General features: G+C 69.8%; 15 protein-coding genes. 4 read left to right on the top strand and 11 right to left on the bottom strand.

Features of this window, described 5'->3' with window-relative positions; genetic code table 11:
- Positions 1–120: 120 nt before the first annotated feature.
- On the bottom strand, positions 121–1,188 hold the full coding sequence (locus ACIBO2_RS37820; protein WP_397303213.1) for a suppressor of fused domain protein: 1,068 nt from the start codon (positions 1,186–1,188) through the stop codon (positions 121–123).
- A gap of 139 nt (positions 1,189–1,327) precedes the next feature.
- Here ACIBO2_RS37820 and ACIBO2_RS37815 point away from each other — a divergent pair, with 139 nt between their 5' ends.
- Positions 1,328–4,675, top strand: a complete 3,348-nt coding sequence (locus tag ACIBO2_RS37815; protein WP_397303210.1) for an AfsR/SARP family transcriptional regulator — start codon at positions 1,328–1,330, stop codon at positions 4,673–4,675.
- On the opposite strand, the gene ACIBO2_RS37810 is transcribed toward ACIBO2_RS37815, so the two are convergent.
- Together ACIBO2_RS37810 and ACIBO2_RS37805 are read right to left on the bottom strand one after the other, a co-directional pair.
- A complete protein-coding gene (locus ACIBO2_RS37810; RefSeq protein WP_358557037.1) occupies positions 4,663–6,027 on the bottom strand; it encodes a serine hydrolase domain-containing protein in 1,365 nt (454 codons plus the stop codon). The two genes, ACIBO2_RS37815 and ACIBO2_RS37810, sit on opposite strands and share 13 nt — an antisense overlap.
- Positions 6,028–6,153: 126 nt before the next feature.
- Positions 6,154–6,738, bottom strand: coding sequence for a hypothetical protein (locus ACIBO2_RS37805; RefSeq protein ID WP_358557034.1), 585 nt, complete (start codon positions 6,736–6,738; stop codon positions 6,154–6,156).
- Positions 6,739–6,848: 110 nt separating this feature from the next.
- Between ACIBO2_RS37805 and ACIBO2_RS37800 the strand changes: the two genes are divergently transcribed.
- Positions 6,849–7,919: a sensor histidine kinase gene (locus ACIBO2_RS37800; RefSeq protein ID WP_397303206.1), complete on the top strand. Its 1,071-nt coding sequence runs from the start codon at positions 6,849–6,851 to the stop codon at positions 7,917–7,919.
- A complete protein-coding gene (locus tag ACIBO2_RS37795) occupies positions 7,916–8,566 on the top strand; it encodes a response regulator transcription factor (RefSeq protein WP_358557028.1) in 651 nt (216 codons plus the stop codon). The genes ACIBO2_RS37800 and ACIBO2_RS37795 overlap by 4 nt, the downstream gene beginning before the upstream one ends.
- On the opposite strand, the gene ACIBO2_RS37790 is transcribed toward ACIBO2_RS37795, so the two are convergent.
- The 3 genes from ACIBO2_RS37790 to ACIBO2_RS37780 all read right to left on the bottom strand — a co-directional run bounded on the left by ACIBO2_RS37790 (position 8,559) and on the right by ACIBO2_RS37780 (position 11,309).
- On the bottom strand, positions 8,559–9,149 hold the full coding sequence (locus tag ACIBO2_RS37790) for a hypothetical protein (RefSeq protein ID WP_358557025.1): 591 nt from the start codon (positions 9,147–9,149) through the stop codon (positions 8,559–8,561). The genes ACIBO2_RS37795 and ACIBO2_RS37790 overlap by 8 nt on opposite strands.
- A gap of 189 nt (positions 9,150–9,338) precedes the next feature.
- A complete protein-coding gene (locus tag ACIBO2_RS37785) occupies positions 9,339–9,788 on the bottom strand; it encodes an NUDIX domain-containing protein (protein WP_358557022.1) in 450 nt (149 codons plus the stop codon).
- A 102-nt stretch (positions 9,789–9,890) separates the two neighbouring features.
- Entirely contained in the window at positions 9,891–11,309 is a 1,419-nt protein-coding gene (locus ACIBO2_RS37780; protein ID WP_358557019.1) for a DHA2 family efflux MFS transporter permease subunit, read from the bottom strand.
- A gap of 79 nt (positions 11,310–11,388) precedes the next feature.
- On the opposite strand from ACIBO2_RS37780, the gene ACIBO2_RS37775 reads away from it, so the two are divergent.
- The gene (locus ACIBO2_RS37775; protein ID WP_397303201.1) at positions 11,389–12,015 is read left to right on the top strand and encodes a TetR/AcrR family transcriptional regulator; all 627 of its coding nucleotides are present in this window, start codon (positions 11,389–11,391) and stop codon (positions 12,013–12,015) included.
- A gap of 145 nt (positions 12,016–12,160) precedes the next feature.
- Here the strand turns inward: ACIBO2_RS37775 and ACIBO2_RS37770 are convergent, their stop codons facing one another.
- The 5 genes from ACIBO2_RS37770 to ACIBO2_RS37750 all read right to left on the bottom strand — a co-directional run bounded on the left by ACIBO2_RS37770 (position 12,161) and on the right by ACIBO2_RS37750 (position 17,642).
- Positions 12,161–13,369 (bottom strand): cytochrome P450, encoded by a 1,209-nt coding sequence (locus tag ACIBO2_RS37770; protein WP_358557014.1) that lies wholly within the window; start codon positions 13,367–13,369, stop codon positions 12,161–12,163.
- The gene (locus ACIBO2_RS37765) at positions 13,366–14,214 is read right to left on the bottom strand and encodes a TetR/AcrR family transcriptional regulator (protein WP_358557100.1); all 849 of its coding nucleotides are present in this window, start codon (positions 14,212–14,214) and stop codon (positions 13,366–13,368) included. The genes ACIBO2_RS37770 and ACIBO2_RS37765 overlap by 4 nt, the downstream gene beginning before the upstream one ends.
- A gap of 515 nt (positions 14,215–14,729) precedes the next feature.
- A complete protein-coding gene (locus ACIBO2_RS37760) occupies positions 14,730–15,461 on the bottom strand; it encodes a response regulator transcription factor (protein WP_358557011.1) in 732 nt (243 codons plus the stop codon).
- Entirely contained in the window at positions 15,458–16,675 is a 1,218-nt protein-coding gene (locus ACIBO2_RS37755) for a sensor histidine kinase (protein ID WP_358557008.1), read from the bottom strand. Before ACIBO2_RS37755 ends, ACIBO2_RS37760 begins: the two co-directional genes overlap by 4 nt.
- Positions 16,676–16,907: 232 nt before the next feature.
- Positions 16,908–17,642, bottom strand: a complete 735-nt coding sequence (locus ACIBO2_RS37750; protein ID WP_358557005.1) for a hypothetical protein — start codon at positions 17,640–17,642, stop codon at positions 16,908–16,910.
- Positions 17,643–17,868 lie beyond the last annotated feature (226 nt).

Below are 17,868 nucleotides of genomic sequence, written 5' to 3'. Positions count from 1 at the left end.
GGTCCGGGGGCCGGGTCGCGGGGTTTGAAGAGCTCGTACACCAGCGAAGCGATCTTGTCGCCGTGCTGGTGACCGGCGAGACGCTCGACCACTGTCCGTGACGGCACCACACAAAGATCGTTAGCGCCTGTCCCGGTCCACGATGTGCAACGGTACGTCCCGCTCGACCCGCTCCAGCACAGCGGCCGCGTTGCCGCCCTTGGCCGTGGCGTACTCCGCCTCGGTCAGCGCAACGACCTGCAGGAACGTCACACGGCCGTGCGGGGTGTCCATTACAGCCAACTGCGGGTCGACGGCGAACGCGAGCGCCGCGAGTTCGGTTGGATTGTCCGCCTCCTGGTTCGCCCGGTCGTTGAAGGTTCCCCGGGCCACGTGGATCGTGTGGCCGGGCGCGAACGGCCGCTCCGCGAAGACGTACCTGGCCAGCTGCTGCAACAGCACGGCCGGCCACTTCGGCGGCGCTTCGTCCTGTGGACCACGGGCCACCCGGATGCTGAACTCGATCCCCCAGCCCGACTCCTCCGGGTCGTCGGTCACCTTCTCGTAGAGCTCGGACATCCCGAAGCTCACGAGGTGCCAGTGCGGTCGCGGCTCGTCCCGAGCGTAGATCCGGATCGCGTCCAACGGATCGGGACCGCCGGCCGAGTACGGCACATCGGGCTCGAAGGTGCCCACCGGTTCGGTGTCGCCGTAGAGATCGTGCAAGGCCGTCTCGATCGCCGCCCAGCCGACCGCCTCCAGGTCCGTGGAGATGGAGATCTGGGTCCCTTCCGGTAGGTCCTTCACCTGTCCGTGGATCTGGCCGGCGACGTTGACGCTGACCACGAAGTCGATGGCGTCGAGGTTGTCGACCGCGACCCGACCACCGACGACCGGCGGGTGCTTGAAGTCGTAGACCTGTTCGGCGTCGAGGACGATCCCGGCGCGTTCGGCCTCCTGGGCCAGCCCGGCCATCAGATACCGCTCCTGGCCCTCCGGCGTGTCCAGCTCCGCTCGCAGCGCCTCGACGCCGTCCCAGCACCGGGTCAGCGTGCCATGCACGATGCTGAGGAACCAGCAGCCGTCGTCGGAGCGGAGGAAGACGTCCCCGAACGGGGACGCGAAGAGCGGGACCTTGTCTCCGATATCGGCCCACTGCCACGCCTTCAGGGCGCGCTCGTACTGCTCCGGCGAAAACGGTCGAATCATATTCACGCGGGGATCCAACCACAGTCTTGTTCGGCGAACACGAGCGAAGCCGCCAGGTCTGCCAATGCGATGACCACCTCAGGAAGCGGACCGATGAGTGACTTGGCGGTCCAACAGGTCGGGCTGGGATAGTGGGCGGGTGCGCGTCGGCATTCTCGGTTCCCTGGTGCTGGAAACCGCTACCGGCCCGACGCCGGTCGGGGGTGCGCGGCTGCGGGCGTTGCTGGCCCGGCTGGTGCTGGACGGCGGGCGTGCCGTCCGCCCGGCGACCCTGGTCGAGGGGCTGTGGGGCGAGACGGCGTCGGCCGATCACCTGCACGCGTTGCAATCGCTGGTGTCCCGGTTGCGGCGGGTCCTGGGCGACCCCGGGCTGCTCACCTCGGGCCCGGACGGGTACCGGTTGGCGGTCGAGCCGGACGCGGTCGACGCCGCCCGGTTCGAGCGGCTGGCCCGCGCGGGTCGGCGCTCGCACGCGCAGGCCCGGCCCGCCGAGGCGGCCGCCATCTTGCGCGAGGCTCTGAGCCTGTGGCGCGGCCCTGCTTTGGCGGACGTACGCGAGGCACCGTTCGCCGCCGCCGAGGCCGAACGGCTTGAGCGGGGCCGGTTGGCCGCCTTGGAGGACCGGATCGAAGCCGATCTCGCGCTGGGCACCGGCCTCGACCTGGCCGTCGATCTCGCGCCGGGCACCGGTCTCGACCTGACTGGCGAGTTCGCGCCGGGCACCGACTTCGACCTGGTCGCCGAGCTTGAGTCGCTGACCGCCGCGCACCCGTTGCGCGAACGGCTGCACGCCCAGCTGATCCGAGCCCTGGCGCTCAACGGCCGTGGCGCCGAGGCGTTGGTCGCCTACCAGCGGATCCGTGACCTGCTGGCGGACAGTTTCGGCGGCGATCCCGGACCGCATCTTCAGGAGGCCCATCTGACGGTGTTGCGCGGTGACCTCCCCCGGTCCCGCCAACCGCACGGCAACCAGCCCCACCAATCGCACGATAACCGGCCCCACCGACCGCACGGCAGCCGGACCCGCCGATCGCACGGCAACCTGGACGTCCCGCTCACCAGCTTCGTGGGCCGCCACGACGAGATCCGCCGCGTGGTCGACCTGCTCGGTCGTACTCGGCTGGTCACCCTGGTCGGTCCCGGCGGGGCGGGCAAGACCCGGCTGGCCAACACCATCGGCCGGCAGCTCACGCCGTCCGGCGGGGTGTGGTTCGTCTCGCTGGCCCCGGTCGGCGCGGACGATGTGCCCCGCGTGCTGCTCGACCTGTTGCGGGTACGCGAGGAGAACGTGCCGCCGCGTCCTGTCACCCCGGAGGCGGTACTGGACCAGCTGGTCGAGACGGTCGCGGAGGACGACCTGGTCCTGGTGCTGGACAACTGCGAGCACGTGGTCGAGGCCGCCGCGACGCTCGCCGGAACCCTGCTCGGCCGGTGCCCGAGGCTGCGCGTGCTGGCCACTGGCCGCGAACCCCTGCGGATCGACGGCGAGACCCTGCACCCGGTACTTCCGCTGGAGCTGCCCGAACCGGATTCGACGCTTGACCGGGCCCGCGCCTGCGCGGCGGTCCGGCTGTTCACCGACCGGGCCGCCGCGGTGCGGCCGGGCTTCACGCCGGAAGGCAGCGCGCTGACGGCGGCGGTGGAGATCTGTCGCCGCCTGGACGGCCTGCCGCTGGCGATCGAGCTGGCCGCGGCGCAGTTACGCGCCCTGCCGGTCGAGGCGGTGGCGGCCCGGCTGGACGACCGGTTCCGGCTGCTCACCGGCGGCAGCCGTACCGCGTTGCCGCGGCACCGGACCTTGAGGGCCGCCGTGGCCTGGAGCTGGGATCTGCTCGACCCCGACGAACGAGCGCTGCTGGAATGCCTGTCGGTCGTGCCCGGCACCTTCACCGAGGACGCGGCGGAGGCGATCGGCCGGTCGGGGGACGTCCGAGAGTTGCTGGCGGCGTTGGTCGACAAGTCCCTGCTGCATCTGGTGGAGCCCGCTGACCCGGTCGAGCCGCGCTACCGCGTGCTGGAGACCATCCGGGAGTACGGCCTCGAGCAACTGGCCCGGCGTGACGAGGTCGACGTCGTACGCGGGCGGCACGCCCAGTACTTCCTGCGGCTGGCCGAGACCGCGGACCCGTACCTGCGCACGTCCGACCAACTGCGCTGGCTGGTTCGCCTGTCCGCGGAACGGGACAACCTGTCGGCGGCGATCCGCTGGGCGGTCGAGTCCGGCGACGCCGACCTGGCGGTACGGTTCGGCGTCGCGCTGTGCTGGTTCTGGTTCCTGCGGGACTTCCCGCCGGAGTCGCTGGACCAGCTCGGCCAGGTGCTCCAGGTCCGCGGCTCGACCGAGCCGCAGACACGCGCGCTGGTCGTCATCGCGCACGCGCTCGCCACCGCTGAGGCCATCAGCCGGCCGGACGAGGCGGCAGCGACCTTCGACCGGATCAGGACGGCGCTGGAGCGCGTCACCCCCGGCGCCCACCCCATCCTGGAGATGGCCCGGTTGGCGCTCGCCATAGCCTCGGGAGGCGATCAAGCCACACCGGACACACTCGCTCCCCCAGACACGCTCGCTTCCCCGGACGTGCGGACGGATCCGTGGAGTCGGTCGCTGGCGCTGCTGGTTCGAGGCGTGCTGGCCATGAACACCGGGCACGCCACCGAGGCGACCCACTTGCTCTCGCGCGCGCTGACCGGCTTCGAGCAGCTCGGCGAGCGGTGGAGCCTGGCGATCACGCTGAACTCCCTGAATTCGGCACGGCATCGGGCCGGCGAAACGACCGGTCCGCCGACACTGTCCGAACGTGCCACCCGTTACCTCCGTGAACTCGGCATGCCCGAGCACACCATGGAGAACGACGTGGCGTCCGCGCTGCACCGGGCTCAGGCCGGCGACGCGGACGGCGGGCGGCGGCAACTGGCGGACCTGCTCGACCAGGCCGAGCGGAGTGGATCGGCGGAGTCCCGGACTCAGGTACGCCTGGGCTTGGCACGGCTGGAGTGGTGGGCCGGGCAACCGGGGCCGGCCCGCGAACACGCCCAGGCCGGCTCGGCCGAGGCGTCACCCGGCCGGTCGACCGCGCCGCACCTGACCGCGTTGCTGCTGAGCGTACTCGCCCAGGTGGACGTCGCGGAGGGATCCCCCGACGAGGCGGTACGCCGGCTCGACCACCCGGCTGTGCACCTGACGCTGACCTGGCGTACACCGGTCGCGGCCTCGATCGCGGTCGTGGTCGCCGCGATCGAGCTGAGCCGCGATCGACCGAAGTTGGCGGGACGGCTGCTCGGGGCCGCCACCGTGCTGCGAGGCTGGGCCGACCTCCGCGACGTAGACGTACGGATGGTCACAAAGCAGGCCACGGCCGCCCTGGGCGCCGCCGGGTTCGCGGCCGCGCACGCCGCGGGTGCGGCGATGTCGCGAGCCGAGGCCGAAGACCTGGTGTCCGCGATCATCACCACCCCCGAAGCCGACCGCGCCGCTCAGCCGGCGTGAGCCGCGGTCGGTACGGGCTTGCCGAACATCGTGCAGGTCACGGCGGTCTGCAGCGCGTGGGCGGCCTTGGCGATCTTCGGGTCGGCCTCGAACTCGGCCCAGAGCTCCGCCGAGATGAGGACGGTCGCCGTACGGCTGCCGGTGCGGTCAGTGAGGTTGGTGGACAGGTAGCCGGGCATGCCGCCGTCGTGACCCCAGAACGTACCGCACGGGCCGGCACCGGTCTGGATGCCCAGCCCGTAGCCGGGCCCGTCCGGCTGCCGTGAGTCCACCGGCACCGTGGTACGCAGCTGTGCCAGCTGGGCGGCGGGCAGCAGCTTGCCGGACATCAACGCGATGTAGAACCGGGACCAGTCCCGCGCGGTGGACACCACCGCCCCTGCCGCCCCGCCCACGCTGGGATCGTTGTCGGAGACGTCCACGTGGCCGTGGCGGTGCGCCCCGGCGAAGCGCCTGTACTCGGCCGGCACGCCTGGTGGCATGTGGGCGGCATCCGGTTCGTAGCCGTGGGCATGGGAGCCACGCCAGGTGGAGGCCGTGGCGTAGTAGGTGTGCTTGAGGCCGAGCGGCCGGGCGATCCGGTCCCGGACCAGATCGGCCAGGCTCACCCCGGTGACCTGCTCCAGGACGGCGCCGATCGCGACGTAGTTGGTATTGCTGTACGACCACTTCGCACCCGGCGCGAACAGCGGATCGTGCTTGACCCCCACGGCGAGCAGCTCCGCCGAGGTCCACCGCCGCCGATCCGCGCCGAGGATAGACGGCCGGACCGTGGCGTCCTCGGTGTAGTCGAACAGGCCGCTGGTGTGGTTCAGCAGCATGCGCAACGTGATCGCCTCGCCGTTGGGCACCTTGCCCGGCAGCCACCTCTCCACCGGGTCGGTCAGGGCGAGCTTGCCCTCCGCGACCAGGAGCAGCACGAGCGTGGCCATCATGGTCTTGGTGTTGGACGCCATCCGGAACTCGTCCCCCACCTTGAGCAGATGATCCCGCCTGGTCCAGGGGGCCTGCTCGGCGATCTCGACCGGCCGGTCGCGGCCGTCGTCCACCCGCACGACCACACCGGGCGCCCCGGCGTCCACCAGCTCGCGCGCCAACCGCTGTAACTGAGCGCGCCGCGCCTCGGTGCCGCTCCAGACTCCGGACGGTGTGGCCGCGGTGCCGAGCGGAAACGCCGCGGACGGTATGGCGGCGGTGCCGAGCGGAAACGCCGCGGACCGTATGGCGGCGGCGTCGGCCGGGAACGCCGCGGCTGCGGCCAGACTCACGACCAGCGCCGATGCCGACGCCGTGACCGTACGCAGCCACCGTGGCCGCACCGCACGATCCGACGGAATAACACGTGGGGACATTGACCCGTTCCTCATGAGTGATGGGTGACGTGAACGGCCCCACCCTCCAACCCACCGCTCACAAACCGCACCCAGCACGCTGTCAGCCGTCACACAAGCGCGATCGCCGACCATCCAAGGGCAGGTTCATCGGGATGGCACCAGGGTGCGGCCGCGGGGTGGGACAGTGCTGCGGCGGCGATAGTAGTGCACCGTCAGCAGGGCGAGCAGCGGACTCCAGACGGCCAGCGGCCAGTACATGACATGGAAGACCACTGTCTGCCAGCCGTGCGTGACCAATCCGGTCGGGTCACCGTTGAACTTCACCCCAAGACTGATGCTGATCATCGCAGCGGGGAAGACCAGCAGCGCGAGCGCGCCAAGACCAGCGGGGATGACCGCGGCCATGACCGGCACCCGGCGGCCACGCAGGACCGGCACCCAACGCGGCCACACCTCACCCCACTCGCTGACCAGCCCGACGGCGAGAAGGGCCGCCCCTTCACTCACCACGCTGAGCAGAAGGATGTACCACCAGCCGTTCAGCTGTTCCTGCCCAGCAGGCGTCGAGCCGGGCTCCAGCAGCGGCACATCCAAGATGAAGGCGGCGATGCGCCACAGGCTGGAGGGCAGCACGGCCAGCGGAATGGCGTAGGCGGCCAGCACGGCCCAGCGGGGGACGCCCGCCGAGGTCCGGCCATGCAGTCTGCTCCACAGGGTGTCAGCGGTCATGAAGATTCTCCTCAATGGGTGGTGCCTTCGAGGATCACACCTGTCCCGAGCCTGCTCATCCCCCGCACGAGGGAGGCCGGGCGGCGGGCCGTCGGCTAACGTCGGTCCCCGTGAAAGGTCGCTTCGCCCGAGCTGTGCGGGCCGGGATTTACCAGCTGCTGGGGGCCGCGCTGCTGACCCCGGTGGCCGTGGCTCTCGGCCTGGTCATCCTGGCGGAGCAGACTCCGGTGCGGGTGTTCGCGTTGTGGGCCGCGTGCCTGCCTGCCTCGATGCTGCTGGCCGCGGTGCCGTTGATGCGGCGCCTTGAGAGGGCCGCGCTGTCGGAACTGCTCGGCGTCGATGTGCCCGAGCAGGCCGATCGGCTCTATCTGGCGGCCCTGACAAGCCTGCACCTGTACGGCGGCGCCACCCTTGGCGCGGGGGTGTTGCTGCTGTCTCCCGGGCTGGTCCGGCTGGGCGACGTATCGCGGTGGCGCGCGGCTCCAGGTGAGTTGACCCAGGTGTGCGTCCTCGCGGCGGTCACACTGGCCGCGATGGTCGCGGCCGGGCTCGGCCAGCGGTGGGCGGCGCGCCGGCTGCTGGGTGCCGAGCCGTCCCGCGTCATCGAGGAACTCGGCCGCCGCCAGAGCCTGGCCATGGAACTGCACGACTCGGTCGGTCATGCCCTCAGCGTCGTCCTCGTACAGGCGATGGCCGCTCAAGCGGCGCTGCGGAAGGCGCGCGTGCCGGAGGTCGGCGACTCGCTCAGCCATCTGACGAGCGCCGCCCGAAACGCCCAGCAGGACCTCGACGTACTGCTGCGCGTACTCGACGACGGCGACCCGGCCGAGACACCCACACTCGACTCCCTCCGCGAGCTGATCCGCGGCCTCGACGTGCGCGCGAACGTCGGCCGCCTCGACCGGGTTCCGGCCGCCACCTCGCGCGTGGCCTTCGCCATCGCCAGGGAGGCGCTCACCAACGCTCTGCGTCACGGGCAGGGCCCGATCGTGATCGACGTCGCCACCGGCGACAATCTGATCCTCACCGTGGACAACAGAACGGCCGACACCTCCCCGCAACCCGGCCGGGAAGGGCGCGGCCTCACCGGCATGCGCATGCGGGCCCGTTTGGCCGGCGGCACGTTCGTACACAAGAAGATGGAGGGCACGTGGCGCATCCAGGCGACGCTGCCGCTGTGATCCGCGTCGTCCTGGCCGACGACGAGGCGCTGATCCGTTCGGGTTGGTCGACGATGCTCTCCTTCCACGACGACATCGAGGTCGCCGGCGAGGCAGCCGACGGTCGTGCGGCCGTCGAAGCCGGCGGTGGCGCGGACGTCGTGCTGATGGACATCCGCATGCCCCGCCTCGACGGCCTGACCGCCACCCAGGAGCTCGCCCGCCGCTCCCCGGCGACGCGGGTCATCGTGGTCACGACGTTCGAGAACGACCAGCTGGTCTGGGGTGCGCTGCGCGCCGGCGCGGCCGGTTACGTACTCAAGCGCGCGCCCGCGGAGGAGCTGGTGGATGCCATCCGGCTCGTGCACTCCCGCGACGCGGTGCTCTTCCCCGACGCGCTGCGCCGCATCGCCTCACCACATGCCGGTAGGTCGAAGCCGCGCGTGCCGGTCGAGCTGACCCCGCGTGAGCTGGACGTACTGCGGCACATCGCGTACGGGCAGAACAACGCGGAGATCGCCGCGACCCTGTACGTGTCCGTAGAGACGGTCAAGACGCACGTCCGCCACGTTCTGGAGAAGCTCGGGGCCCGCGACCGCACCCAGGCGGCGGTTCTGGCCTACGAATTCGGCCTCATCTTCGCCGGCGCCGAGGGGCGCCTCATGTGAGCGGGCCCTTGTCCTTGAGAACGTAGCCGCCCCGTATCACCGGCGCGTTCGGGGCAGGGGCCATGCATTTGGTCAGCGGTGGTTGTTCCGGCAATGTCGCCCCGCTCAGACCGATGCGGCTGGGCCCTGCACCCTTGCCGGCGACGTAGAAGCTCACACCCATGCGAACCTTCCGTCTCACCAGGTCTTCCCATGGGCCGCCCGGGGTGGCTCGGACGAGTGTTCCTGTGACGGTCGCGGTAGGGCCGCCGGTCGTCAGGCAGTCGACCTCGACCTCTCCCCAGTTCGCCTGCGGTGGCTTACCTGGCTCTTTTACGGCGTGATAGATGCGAAACGTACCCCACGCACGGGTGGGAAAGACGGGGCTCTCCGCGGTGAATTCACCATGGGCATCGACCGTGACCTGGACGTCGTTTCCTGGAGCCGGGAAGTACATCCGCGCCCATCCCTTGATGGACGCGGTGGTCGCACTGGCGGCCGACACGGCTTCGCTCGACGTGACGGCCGCGACCGCGACGCCGACCTGAGGAGTGGCGGTGGCCAGCACGAGGACCCCAACGGTGTGGCACAGGATTTTGATCACGACGTTTCTCCAACGCTCGCAACGTGAACTGACTCCACGACTGTCGTGGATGACCGTGGCTTCACACCTCCCTCCGCCGAGGGAGTTCCGAAGACCGGGATAACACCGGGGAAACACGCTCTGCCCTAGAAGTGGCGTGCGCGGCGCCGGCTTTGTGATGCAGCAGCGCCTGGGTGGCGGGCCTCGCGGTCAGGTTCCCCGGATGAGCCTCTTGTGGGCCTCGGGCATCCCATCGGGCAACGCGTTCACGGCGAACAGTCTGGCGTCAATGACCTCCCTGCCGTCCACGGCAAGGTTGTCGAGCCCGCCAATCAGGGTGGCCTCGTAGAAGATCTCGATGCGAAGCTTGAAGCCGCTGTTCACCTGGAGAAGGCGGCCGACCTTCACCGTCAGGCCGGTCTCTTCGCGCACCTCTCGAACGATGGTGTCCTCGTGCTTCTCGCCCCTCTTGGCGTAGCCGGTGGGAAAGCCCCATTGCCGGTCGGCAGGCCACAGCCGGTGGCGCAGCAGGAGAACTTGGCCGTCCTCGGTGCGGGTGACCCCGGTGATCCCGCACATGAACTTGGCGTTCACGAGCCACAGCAAGCGCCACTGCAAGGGCTTGCCCATGCGCCACAGTTTGGCCAGCAGCTCGTTCACGTCGTTATCTCCCGGGTCGGTGTGAGTGGGATCGGACGGCTCAGGTTCCGGCCAGGATCAGGTCGTTCGGTATCCGGCCCATCCCGTCCATGCCACCAGTGCTCACGAGGTCCTCGTGAGCTCATCCTGTACGACCGGCGTCCGCGGCCGGCCTGGCAGGAGCGGGATCAGGACCATGACGATCACGATCATGCCCACGGCGAACCAGTAGACCCCGTGGACACCGCCGATCGGGTCGCCCGAGGTCTGGAAGATGAGTGTGACCAGCGCGACGCCGAGTGCCGCGCCGAGCTGGTTGAGCATGTAGAGCACGGAGCTGCCCTGCGCCACCATCTCCGGCGGCAGCGCCCGGTAGAGCGAGCCCATCGCCGGCGCGCTGAAGCAGCCCATGCCCAGCCCGATCCCGAGTGAGGCCAGCACCGGCGAGATCTCGGGGGTGTCCGCGCCGATCCGGGTGAGCGCCAGCCCGCTCAGGGCCGCCAAGAGGGCGCCGCCGGTGGCCAGCCCGCGGGGGCCGAGCCGGTCCGACAGCCGCCCGGCCACCGGCATGGCGATCGAGCCGCCGAGCCCGACCGGGGCCATCAGCAGCCCGGCGGCCAGTACGCCGTGCCCGTGCGCCTGCTGGTAGTACAGGGGCAGCGCGAACAGGGAGGCGAAGACCGCCATCCCGCCGAGGCCCATGATCGTGACACTCGCCGTGAAGCCCCGATTGGCGAACAACCTCAGGTCGATCAACGGCGCTGTGGTGTGTAGCGCGTGCCCGGCGTACCCGATCAGGACGGCCGCGCCCACGCCCAGCGGGAGCAGCACCTGCCAGGCGGCGAACGCGCCCTGCTCGGCCACCTGCGACAGAGCCAGCACCACCACCGCGAAGCCCGGTCCGAGCAGCGCCAGCCCCAGGACGTCCAGCCGCGCCCCGCCACTTTCGCCGGGTCCGTCGGCGGGGATGATCCGCAGCGCGAGCACGAGGGCGGCCACGCCGACGAGCACGCCGATCAGGAACATCCACCGCCACTCGAAGGCGTCGAGTATCGCGCCGCCCGCGATCGGCCCGAGCACGGGCCCGAGGGACAGCACCACCCCCATCAGCCCCATCACCCGCCCGGCGCGGCGCGGCCCGGCGGCGCGGGCCAGCAGGATCAGTACGAGCGGATCGAGCAGGCCCGCCCCGAACCCCTGCAGCACCCGGAACGCGATCAGGCTGCCGACGTTCCAGGACAGCCCGGCGGCGAGCGAGCCGATCAAGAAGATCAGCAGACCGGCCACCCACAGCCGCTTGCCGCCGAACCGGTCCACGGCCCAGGTGGTGAACGGGATGGTGGCCGTCACGGCGAGCAGGAAGCCGGTGGACGCCCAGCCGATCGTGCTGAGCGAGGTGTCGAAGGCCGCGGCCAGGGTGTCCGTGGCGACGGCCGCCATGGTGCTGTTGAGGATCCCCAGCAGCCCGCCGAGCAGGATCACGGCGATCGTGCCCAGCAGTTGTGGGTCCAGCCGGTCATCGGCCGAAGGATTTGAACTCATGGGTTCAAAGTAGTGACCCCATGCGTACGCATGCAACCCATAGGTCCACGAAGTTGAACTGGCGAGTACAATCGATGGCATGAGCACCACGCGCGGGCGGATCGACAAGCGGCAGGCGATCCTGGAGGGCGCGTTCACGGTGTTCGCCCGGCTGGGCTACGCGCAGGCGGGCGTACAGGACATCGCCGCCGAGGCGGGCGTGGCCAAGCCGACGGTGTACAACCACATGACCGACAAGGCCACCCTTTTCAGGCACGCCCTAGAGGCCGCCGCGCGGACCGTGCTGAGTGAGCGGCTGGCCGCCCTCGACCCGCTCGCCGCGCCTGGCGACGACCTGACCGCCACGCTGGAGTGCGTCGCGTACGAGCTGCTCCGGCTGCACACCGACCAGCGCTCATGCTCGCTGAAACGGCTGCTCTACTCGGAGATCACCACGTTCCCCGACGCTCTCGACCTCGTCCTGGACAGCGGCCCGCACCGGCTCAACCAGGCCCTGGCCGACCGGCTGGCCCGGCTCGCGCTCTCCGGACGCCTGCGCACCACCGACCCCGACCTGGCGGCCGAGCAGTTCATGGCCCTGCTGACCGGCCCCCTGGAGGCCCGCACCCGGATGGGGACGCAGCAGATCACCGACTCGGAACTGCGGACCATGGCCCGCACCGCCGTGGAGACGTTCGTCCGGGCCTGGGGACACCCTGAGCCGTGACGCCCCCCTAACGACAGCCCAGGAGCATGCCGACCACGCCTAACCTGTCATGCGTGTGGTGGTCGAGCCGCCAGGGCCGCATGCGCAGGGCGCGGGCCTGGATGCCGGCCGGGGCACACCATTACTGCCGCCGGTGGGGGTGGGTTTACCAGGTGACCGGCAGCTCGTAGACGCCGTACACCGCCCCATCGTGCTTGAACGGGATCTGCTCCAGGTCGGCCGCCAGGCGCAGCGTGGGAATGCGCTTGTAGAGGGTGCTGTAGGCGACCTGCAGTTCCATCCGGGCCAGCGGCTGGCCCAGGCACTGGTGGACGCCGAAGCCGAAGGCCACGTGGCGGCGGGCGTCGCGGCGGATGTCCAGCTCGTCGGGGTTGGGGAAGATCTCGGGGTCGCGGTTGCCGATGTCGTTCGGCATGATCAGCCCCTCGCCCGCCCGGATGGTCTGGCCGGAGATCTCGATGTCCTCCAGGGCGACCCGGCGGCGTCCGCTGTGGGTGATGTTGAGGTAGCGCAGCAGCTCTTCCACGGCCCCGGCGACCAGGTCCGGGTCGTCGCCGGCCCGCAGCAGCGCGAGCTGGTCGGGGTTCTGCAGCAGGGCGCACGTGCCGAGCGCGATCATGTTCGCGGTGGTCTCGTGCCCGGCGATGAGCAGGAGAACTCCCATCTGCGCGGCTTCCAGCTGCGACAGCTCACCGGTCTTGACCCGCTCGGCCAGCCGGGACAGCAGGTCGCCTGCGGGGTTGGCGAGTTTCTCGCCCACCAGGGCGTTCAGGTATTCGGCCAGCCGGGCGCTGGCGGCGGCGCGGACCTCGGGGGCGGTGCCCCGGTTGATCATGACCTTGCTGTTGTCCTGGAAGAAGTCATGATCGGCGTACGGGACGCCGAGCAGCTCGCAGATCACCAGCGACGGGACCGGCAGCGCGAACGCCTCGACCAGATCCACCGGCTTCGGCCCGGCCAGCAGGTCGTCGATCAGATCGTCCACGATCTTCTGTACGGCCGGCCGCATCCCCTCCACCCGCCTGACGGTGAACGGAGCCTGCACCATGCGGCGCAGCCGGTGGTGCTCGGGGTCGTCCATCATGATGAAACTGGCGAACGAGCCGGTGAAGGGACCCTGCCTCGGGTAGCCGGGCCGGGAGAACTCGGCGCTGACCCTGGGGTCGGCCAGCAGTGCCCGCTGCTCGGCGTACGTGGTCACCATCCACGGCGTGCTGCCGTCCCACAGCCGTACCTTGGCCAGCGGGCCCTCCTTCTGCAGAGCGTGCAGGTTCGGCGGCGGGTCGAACGGGCAGCGCGCCGCCCTCGTGCCGGGGAATTCCGGAACTTCGGGCTGACTCAAGATCTCGGTCATGACTTACGTCCTTCCGCACAGGGCTGGAGCGAGGCCACGCTGGGCTTCGGTTCCGGTATCGGGTCCACGTTGTTCGACTCACGCGTCACGGGCGCCGTCCATATTGCGACGATCGCGTCGATCAGGCCGGTCGCCGCGCCGTGCCAGCTGACGCGGGGCGTGGTGCGGCCCTCGGCCAGTGCCCGTTCGCGGTCGGCGCACGTGTGCATCATCAGGGTGCTGGTCATGTGCTTGCGCTCGGCTCGTACCGGCAGCGGCAGATCGGGAAGGCAACGGTTCAGGCCGTCCAGGATCCGTACGAGCGAGGGAGAGGTGAGCGCCTCGTCGATCATGATCTCATGCAGGGCCGGGTCGGTCATCACTTGGGCACCGAAGCGGGCGAACCAGGTGGGGTTACCCAAGGCGGCCAGATGCTCGGTGACCGGACGCACCAGGCAGGCCACCCAGCCACGCACGTCGTCGGAACCGGAAGACTGCCAATCACGCACCTCGCCGGAACCGGAACCCTGGCAGTCACGCACGTCGTCCGAGCCGGAAGACTGCCAATCACACACCTCGCCGAAACCGGAAGACTGCCAGTCCCGTACGTCGTCCGAGCCGGGGGGCCTCTCGAGCATCCGCTCGCGGACACGTTCGATCTGCCTGCCGTGCTTGCGGGCGATGGCGCGCACCAGCTCGGCCTTCGTGCCGAAGTGGTACGTGACGGCGGCGTTGTTGCCCTGACCGGCGGCTTCGCTGATCTGACGGTTGGACACCACGTACACGCCGTGCTCGGCGAAGAGCCGCTCGGCCGCTACCAGAATGTGCGCACGGGTCGCGTTGGCCCGCTCAGCCCGCCCGGCCATGCTCACCGGCACACCTCACTGGCACATCGGAATGTCATCGCGCCTCACCAGGACTCCTCCCGAACCGGCTCCCCTGCATTGTCAGTAAACTCTCACTGGCGAATTAAGTCAATTGCTTGATTTAACCCGAAGCGATGCATGCCGACCAATGGTCAGCGGTGGCAAGCCTCAGCGCCGAATCGGATGCCCACTGCTCGTGCTGTGGGCTGCGGGCTTCTGCCCACTGCTCATGCCGCGGGCTGCGGGCTGCGGGCTGCGGGACTGGCTGCTGACCGCTGCTAACCGCTGCTGGCCGTTGCTGCCCGCGTGTGCTGCTGGCTGGCCTACTGCCCCTACTGGCCGTTGCTGCCCGCGTGTGCTGCTGGCTGCCCTACTGCCCCTGCTGCCGCTGCGTACCGCGAGCTGAGCCGCTGTCCCACGCTGCCCACTGCATATTGCGGTTGGCCTACTGACCGCTGCGTACACCGAGCATCGCGCGGGCGAACGTCGAACATCACACGTGCGACCGGGTCGGTTCAGGAATCGGTCGATGGATGAGCGGCGCTCACCAGCCCTGACTCGTAAGCGCTGATCACCAACTGCGCGCGGTCCCGCGCCCCCAGCTTGCTCAGCAGCCGGCCGATGTACGTTTTGACCGTGCCGGTGCTGCGGTGCAGGTATTCGGAGATGTCGGCGTTGGAGAGCCCACGTGCCACGAGCACCAGAATCTCACGCTCGCGCTCCGTGAGGTCGTCCAGCGAGGTGCCCGGCGCCTGGTGTCCATGGGGAAGGCGCGCGAACTCGGCGATCAGGCGTCGGGTCACCGATGGTGCGAGAAGGGCCTCACCAGCGGCGACCGTGCGGATGCCTGCCAGCAGGACATCGGGAGAGGTGTCTTTGAGGAGGAACCCGGCCGCCCCGGCCCGCAGCGCACCGTATACGTACTCGTCGAGGTCGAAGGTGGTGAGGATGAGAACGCGTGTCCCAGCTGTCTCGGGAGATCTGGCAATTTTCCGGGTCGCCTCGATGCCATCCATTCCAGGCATCCTGATATCCATCAGCACTACATCCGGGCAGAGTCGTCGTGCGCTCTCGACGGCTTCCGCACCGTTGCTCGCCTCACCCACTGCGGTCAGCCCAGGGGCGGCGTCGATAAGAACCCGGAAGCTGCCTCGGAGCAGCGACTGGTCATCAGCGACGAGTACCCGGATCGGTTCGGTCACGGCCCCTTCCGCCCGGATCGGCTCTACCCGGATCGGTTCGGTCACGCGGCTCCCTCTTTCCGGCTCGTGGCCGTGTTGTGCTCGGGTTCGGGCGGGAGACGAGCTGACACGGCGAAGCCACCGCCGGGTCGCGGGCCGACTGCCAACGTCCCCCCGTACATCATCACGCGTTCGCGCATCCCCACGAGTCCGTGCCCGCCCTTGAGCTCCGCCCCGTCCGACACCACCGTGTTGCCGGCTCCGTCGTCGACCACCTCGACATGCGCGTCTCCTCGTGAGTCGACGGTGATCGTCACCAGGCAGTGGGTTCCGGCGCCGGCGTGCTTGACCACGTTCGTCAGTGCCTCCTGCACGATCCGGTAGATGGCCAGCGCCGGGCCTGCGGGGAGGTGGACGGCCAGCTGAGTGCGGAGTTTGGTACGGACTCCCGCCTGTTCGGCGCGTTGGATGAGGGCCGGCAGGTCATCCAGTCCGGGAAGGGGAGCCATCTTCGCCGAGCTGGGCTCTCCCGCGCGCTGACCGGCGGTTTCGCCGCGCAGCACCCCCAGGGCACGCCGCATCTCAGCGAGTGCCTCCCGGCCGGTCTGCTCGATCGTCTGAACGGCGTCGCGCGTCTCTTGGGGGCGTTCCTCGGCCACATGGTTGGCGACCGCTGCCTTGACCACGATCACGCTGAGGCTGTGCGAGACGATGTCGTGCAGCTCCCTGGCGATGCGTAAACGCTCCTCGCTCAGCGCCTCTTCGGCCAGGCGCCGCTCCTGTCGGGCGGCTCGGGCTCTCCGTTGGCGCACGACACGGCCGGCGGCCCACGCTGCGCCGATGAGCAGCCAGACGAGCGCCGCGGTACCGACGGCTTCCGACCACGGACCGGATGGTGTCATGACCGCCTCACCTGTGATGACCGCGGCTGCCGAGACCACCAGGGTCAGGGCCAGCGCCGCCGAAGCCCGGCGTACCGGCTCGACGAGCGCCACCACGTAGGCGGCCAGGGCCGTGGAAACGTAGGGATCGCGGGTGATGTCGAGGAATGTCGCCGCTGCCGAAGCGCCCAGAACCACGGCCAGGGCAGGCAGAGGCCACAGGCGCCGCACAGCCACCGGCACTCCCACGCAGACGGCCACCAGCCAGCCCAGCCACCACGGACCGGAGAACCGCGGCAAGCCGTCCAAGTCGTCTTGGCCGGCCAGTGACACGTGCACGGCCACCACGGCGGCGGCCAGGCAGGCGTCGAGCGCCAGCAGGTGCGCACGTGTCCCCAAGTGAACGCGTGTCCCCAGGTGCCAACGTGTCCGCAGGTGCTCGCGTGCCCGCAGGCGCCACTGGGCTATGTGCATCGCACGACGATATCGATGCCCGCTCATCTGCCCTCCCCGAAGATCCACGCCCATACCGCCTGCCCCAGACGCCCTTTCATCGGGCCTGCCCGAAGCAGCCCCACCATCCGGCCCACCCCAAGACGCCCCACCGTCCGACCCGCCCCAAGACGCCCCATCATCCGGCCTGTCCGAAGAGGAACATGGCGATGCCCACAACGCCGACCAGGAGGAGCCTTCCGGCCACCGTGGCCGTTCGCGGGACCGGCCCGGTGCGCAATGTGGCCACGCCCAGAGGAACGAGCGCGACGCACAGTCCCGCAGCGGCGGCGATCGACCAAGGAGTCGTTCCCTTCAGCACCCCCAGCGGCATCGCCGATGCCAAGCCGAGAGCCAAGGCACGTAGCGGTCCGAACACCCCCGAGCGGTAGGCGCCGACGGCCAGCAGAATCCAACCGCCCATGATGGCGGCGTTCAGTGCGCTGAAGACGTGGAACGCGCTATAGGTCTCGCTCACCGTTCGCGTCGCCGATGCCGCCCCCTGAACGGTCACCAGCTGGAAGTCCAGGTGGTCGACACCGGCATGAAACGCTCGGGCGAACAAACCGAGGACCGTTAAGGTGCCGCCCCATACAGCCAGCTCCCGGAAGCCTTCGCCGATCCTGACAGCGAGAAGCACGACTCCCGGCCAGAGCAGCACCCACCCGGCGGCGACAAGGCTGTAGGAGGCCGTCATGAGTTCCGGATCGTGCTCATAAGCGCTCAGTTGCGCAGGGAAGAAGAAGTCGTAGCGCAGGCGAAGCAGGACCCCAGCGAGCAGTAGCAGGGGGCCGACGACGAGGGAGGCGCCGCCCACCCAGCGTCCCGGCAGGACAGGACTCGAAACGGCGATTGAGGGAGTCGGGAAAGTCATGGGCCAACGATGCTGCAGCCGCATGCGCCGCGTCGTCGGAGTACGGGCCATACTTTCAGGTCAGACTGTGGTCGTACGGGCCTGCCTTGTGTCGGCTTCCAGTCCGGTCTTGAGACTAGACACCATGCCGCTCGGTGCTCCCGCGCGTAGCTCGGGGCGGCGCCCTTGCCCCGAGTCGCGCCATCGGTGTCGGTCGTGTACTTCAGCGCGTCATCCTCCCTTCCCC

The organism is Nonomuraea sp. NPDC050022, assembly GCF_044460705.1.
Classification (GTDB): domain Bacteria; phylum Actinomycetota; class Actinomycetes; order Streptosporangiales; family Streptosporangiaceae; genus Nonomuraea.
This window is presented reverse-complemented; position numbering and strand designations above follow the sequence as displayed.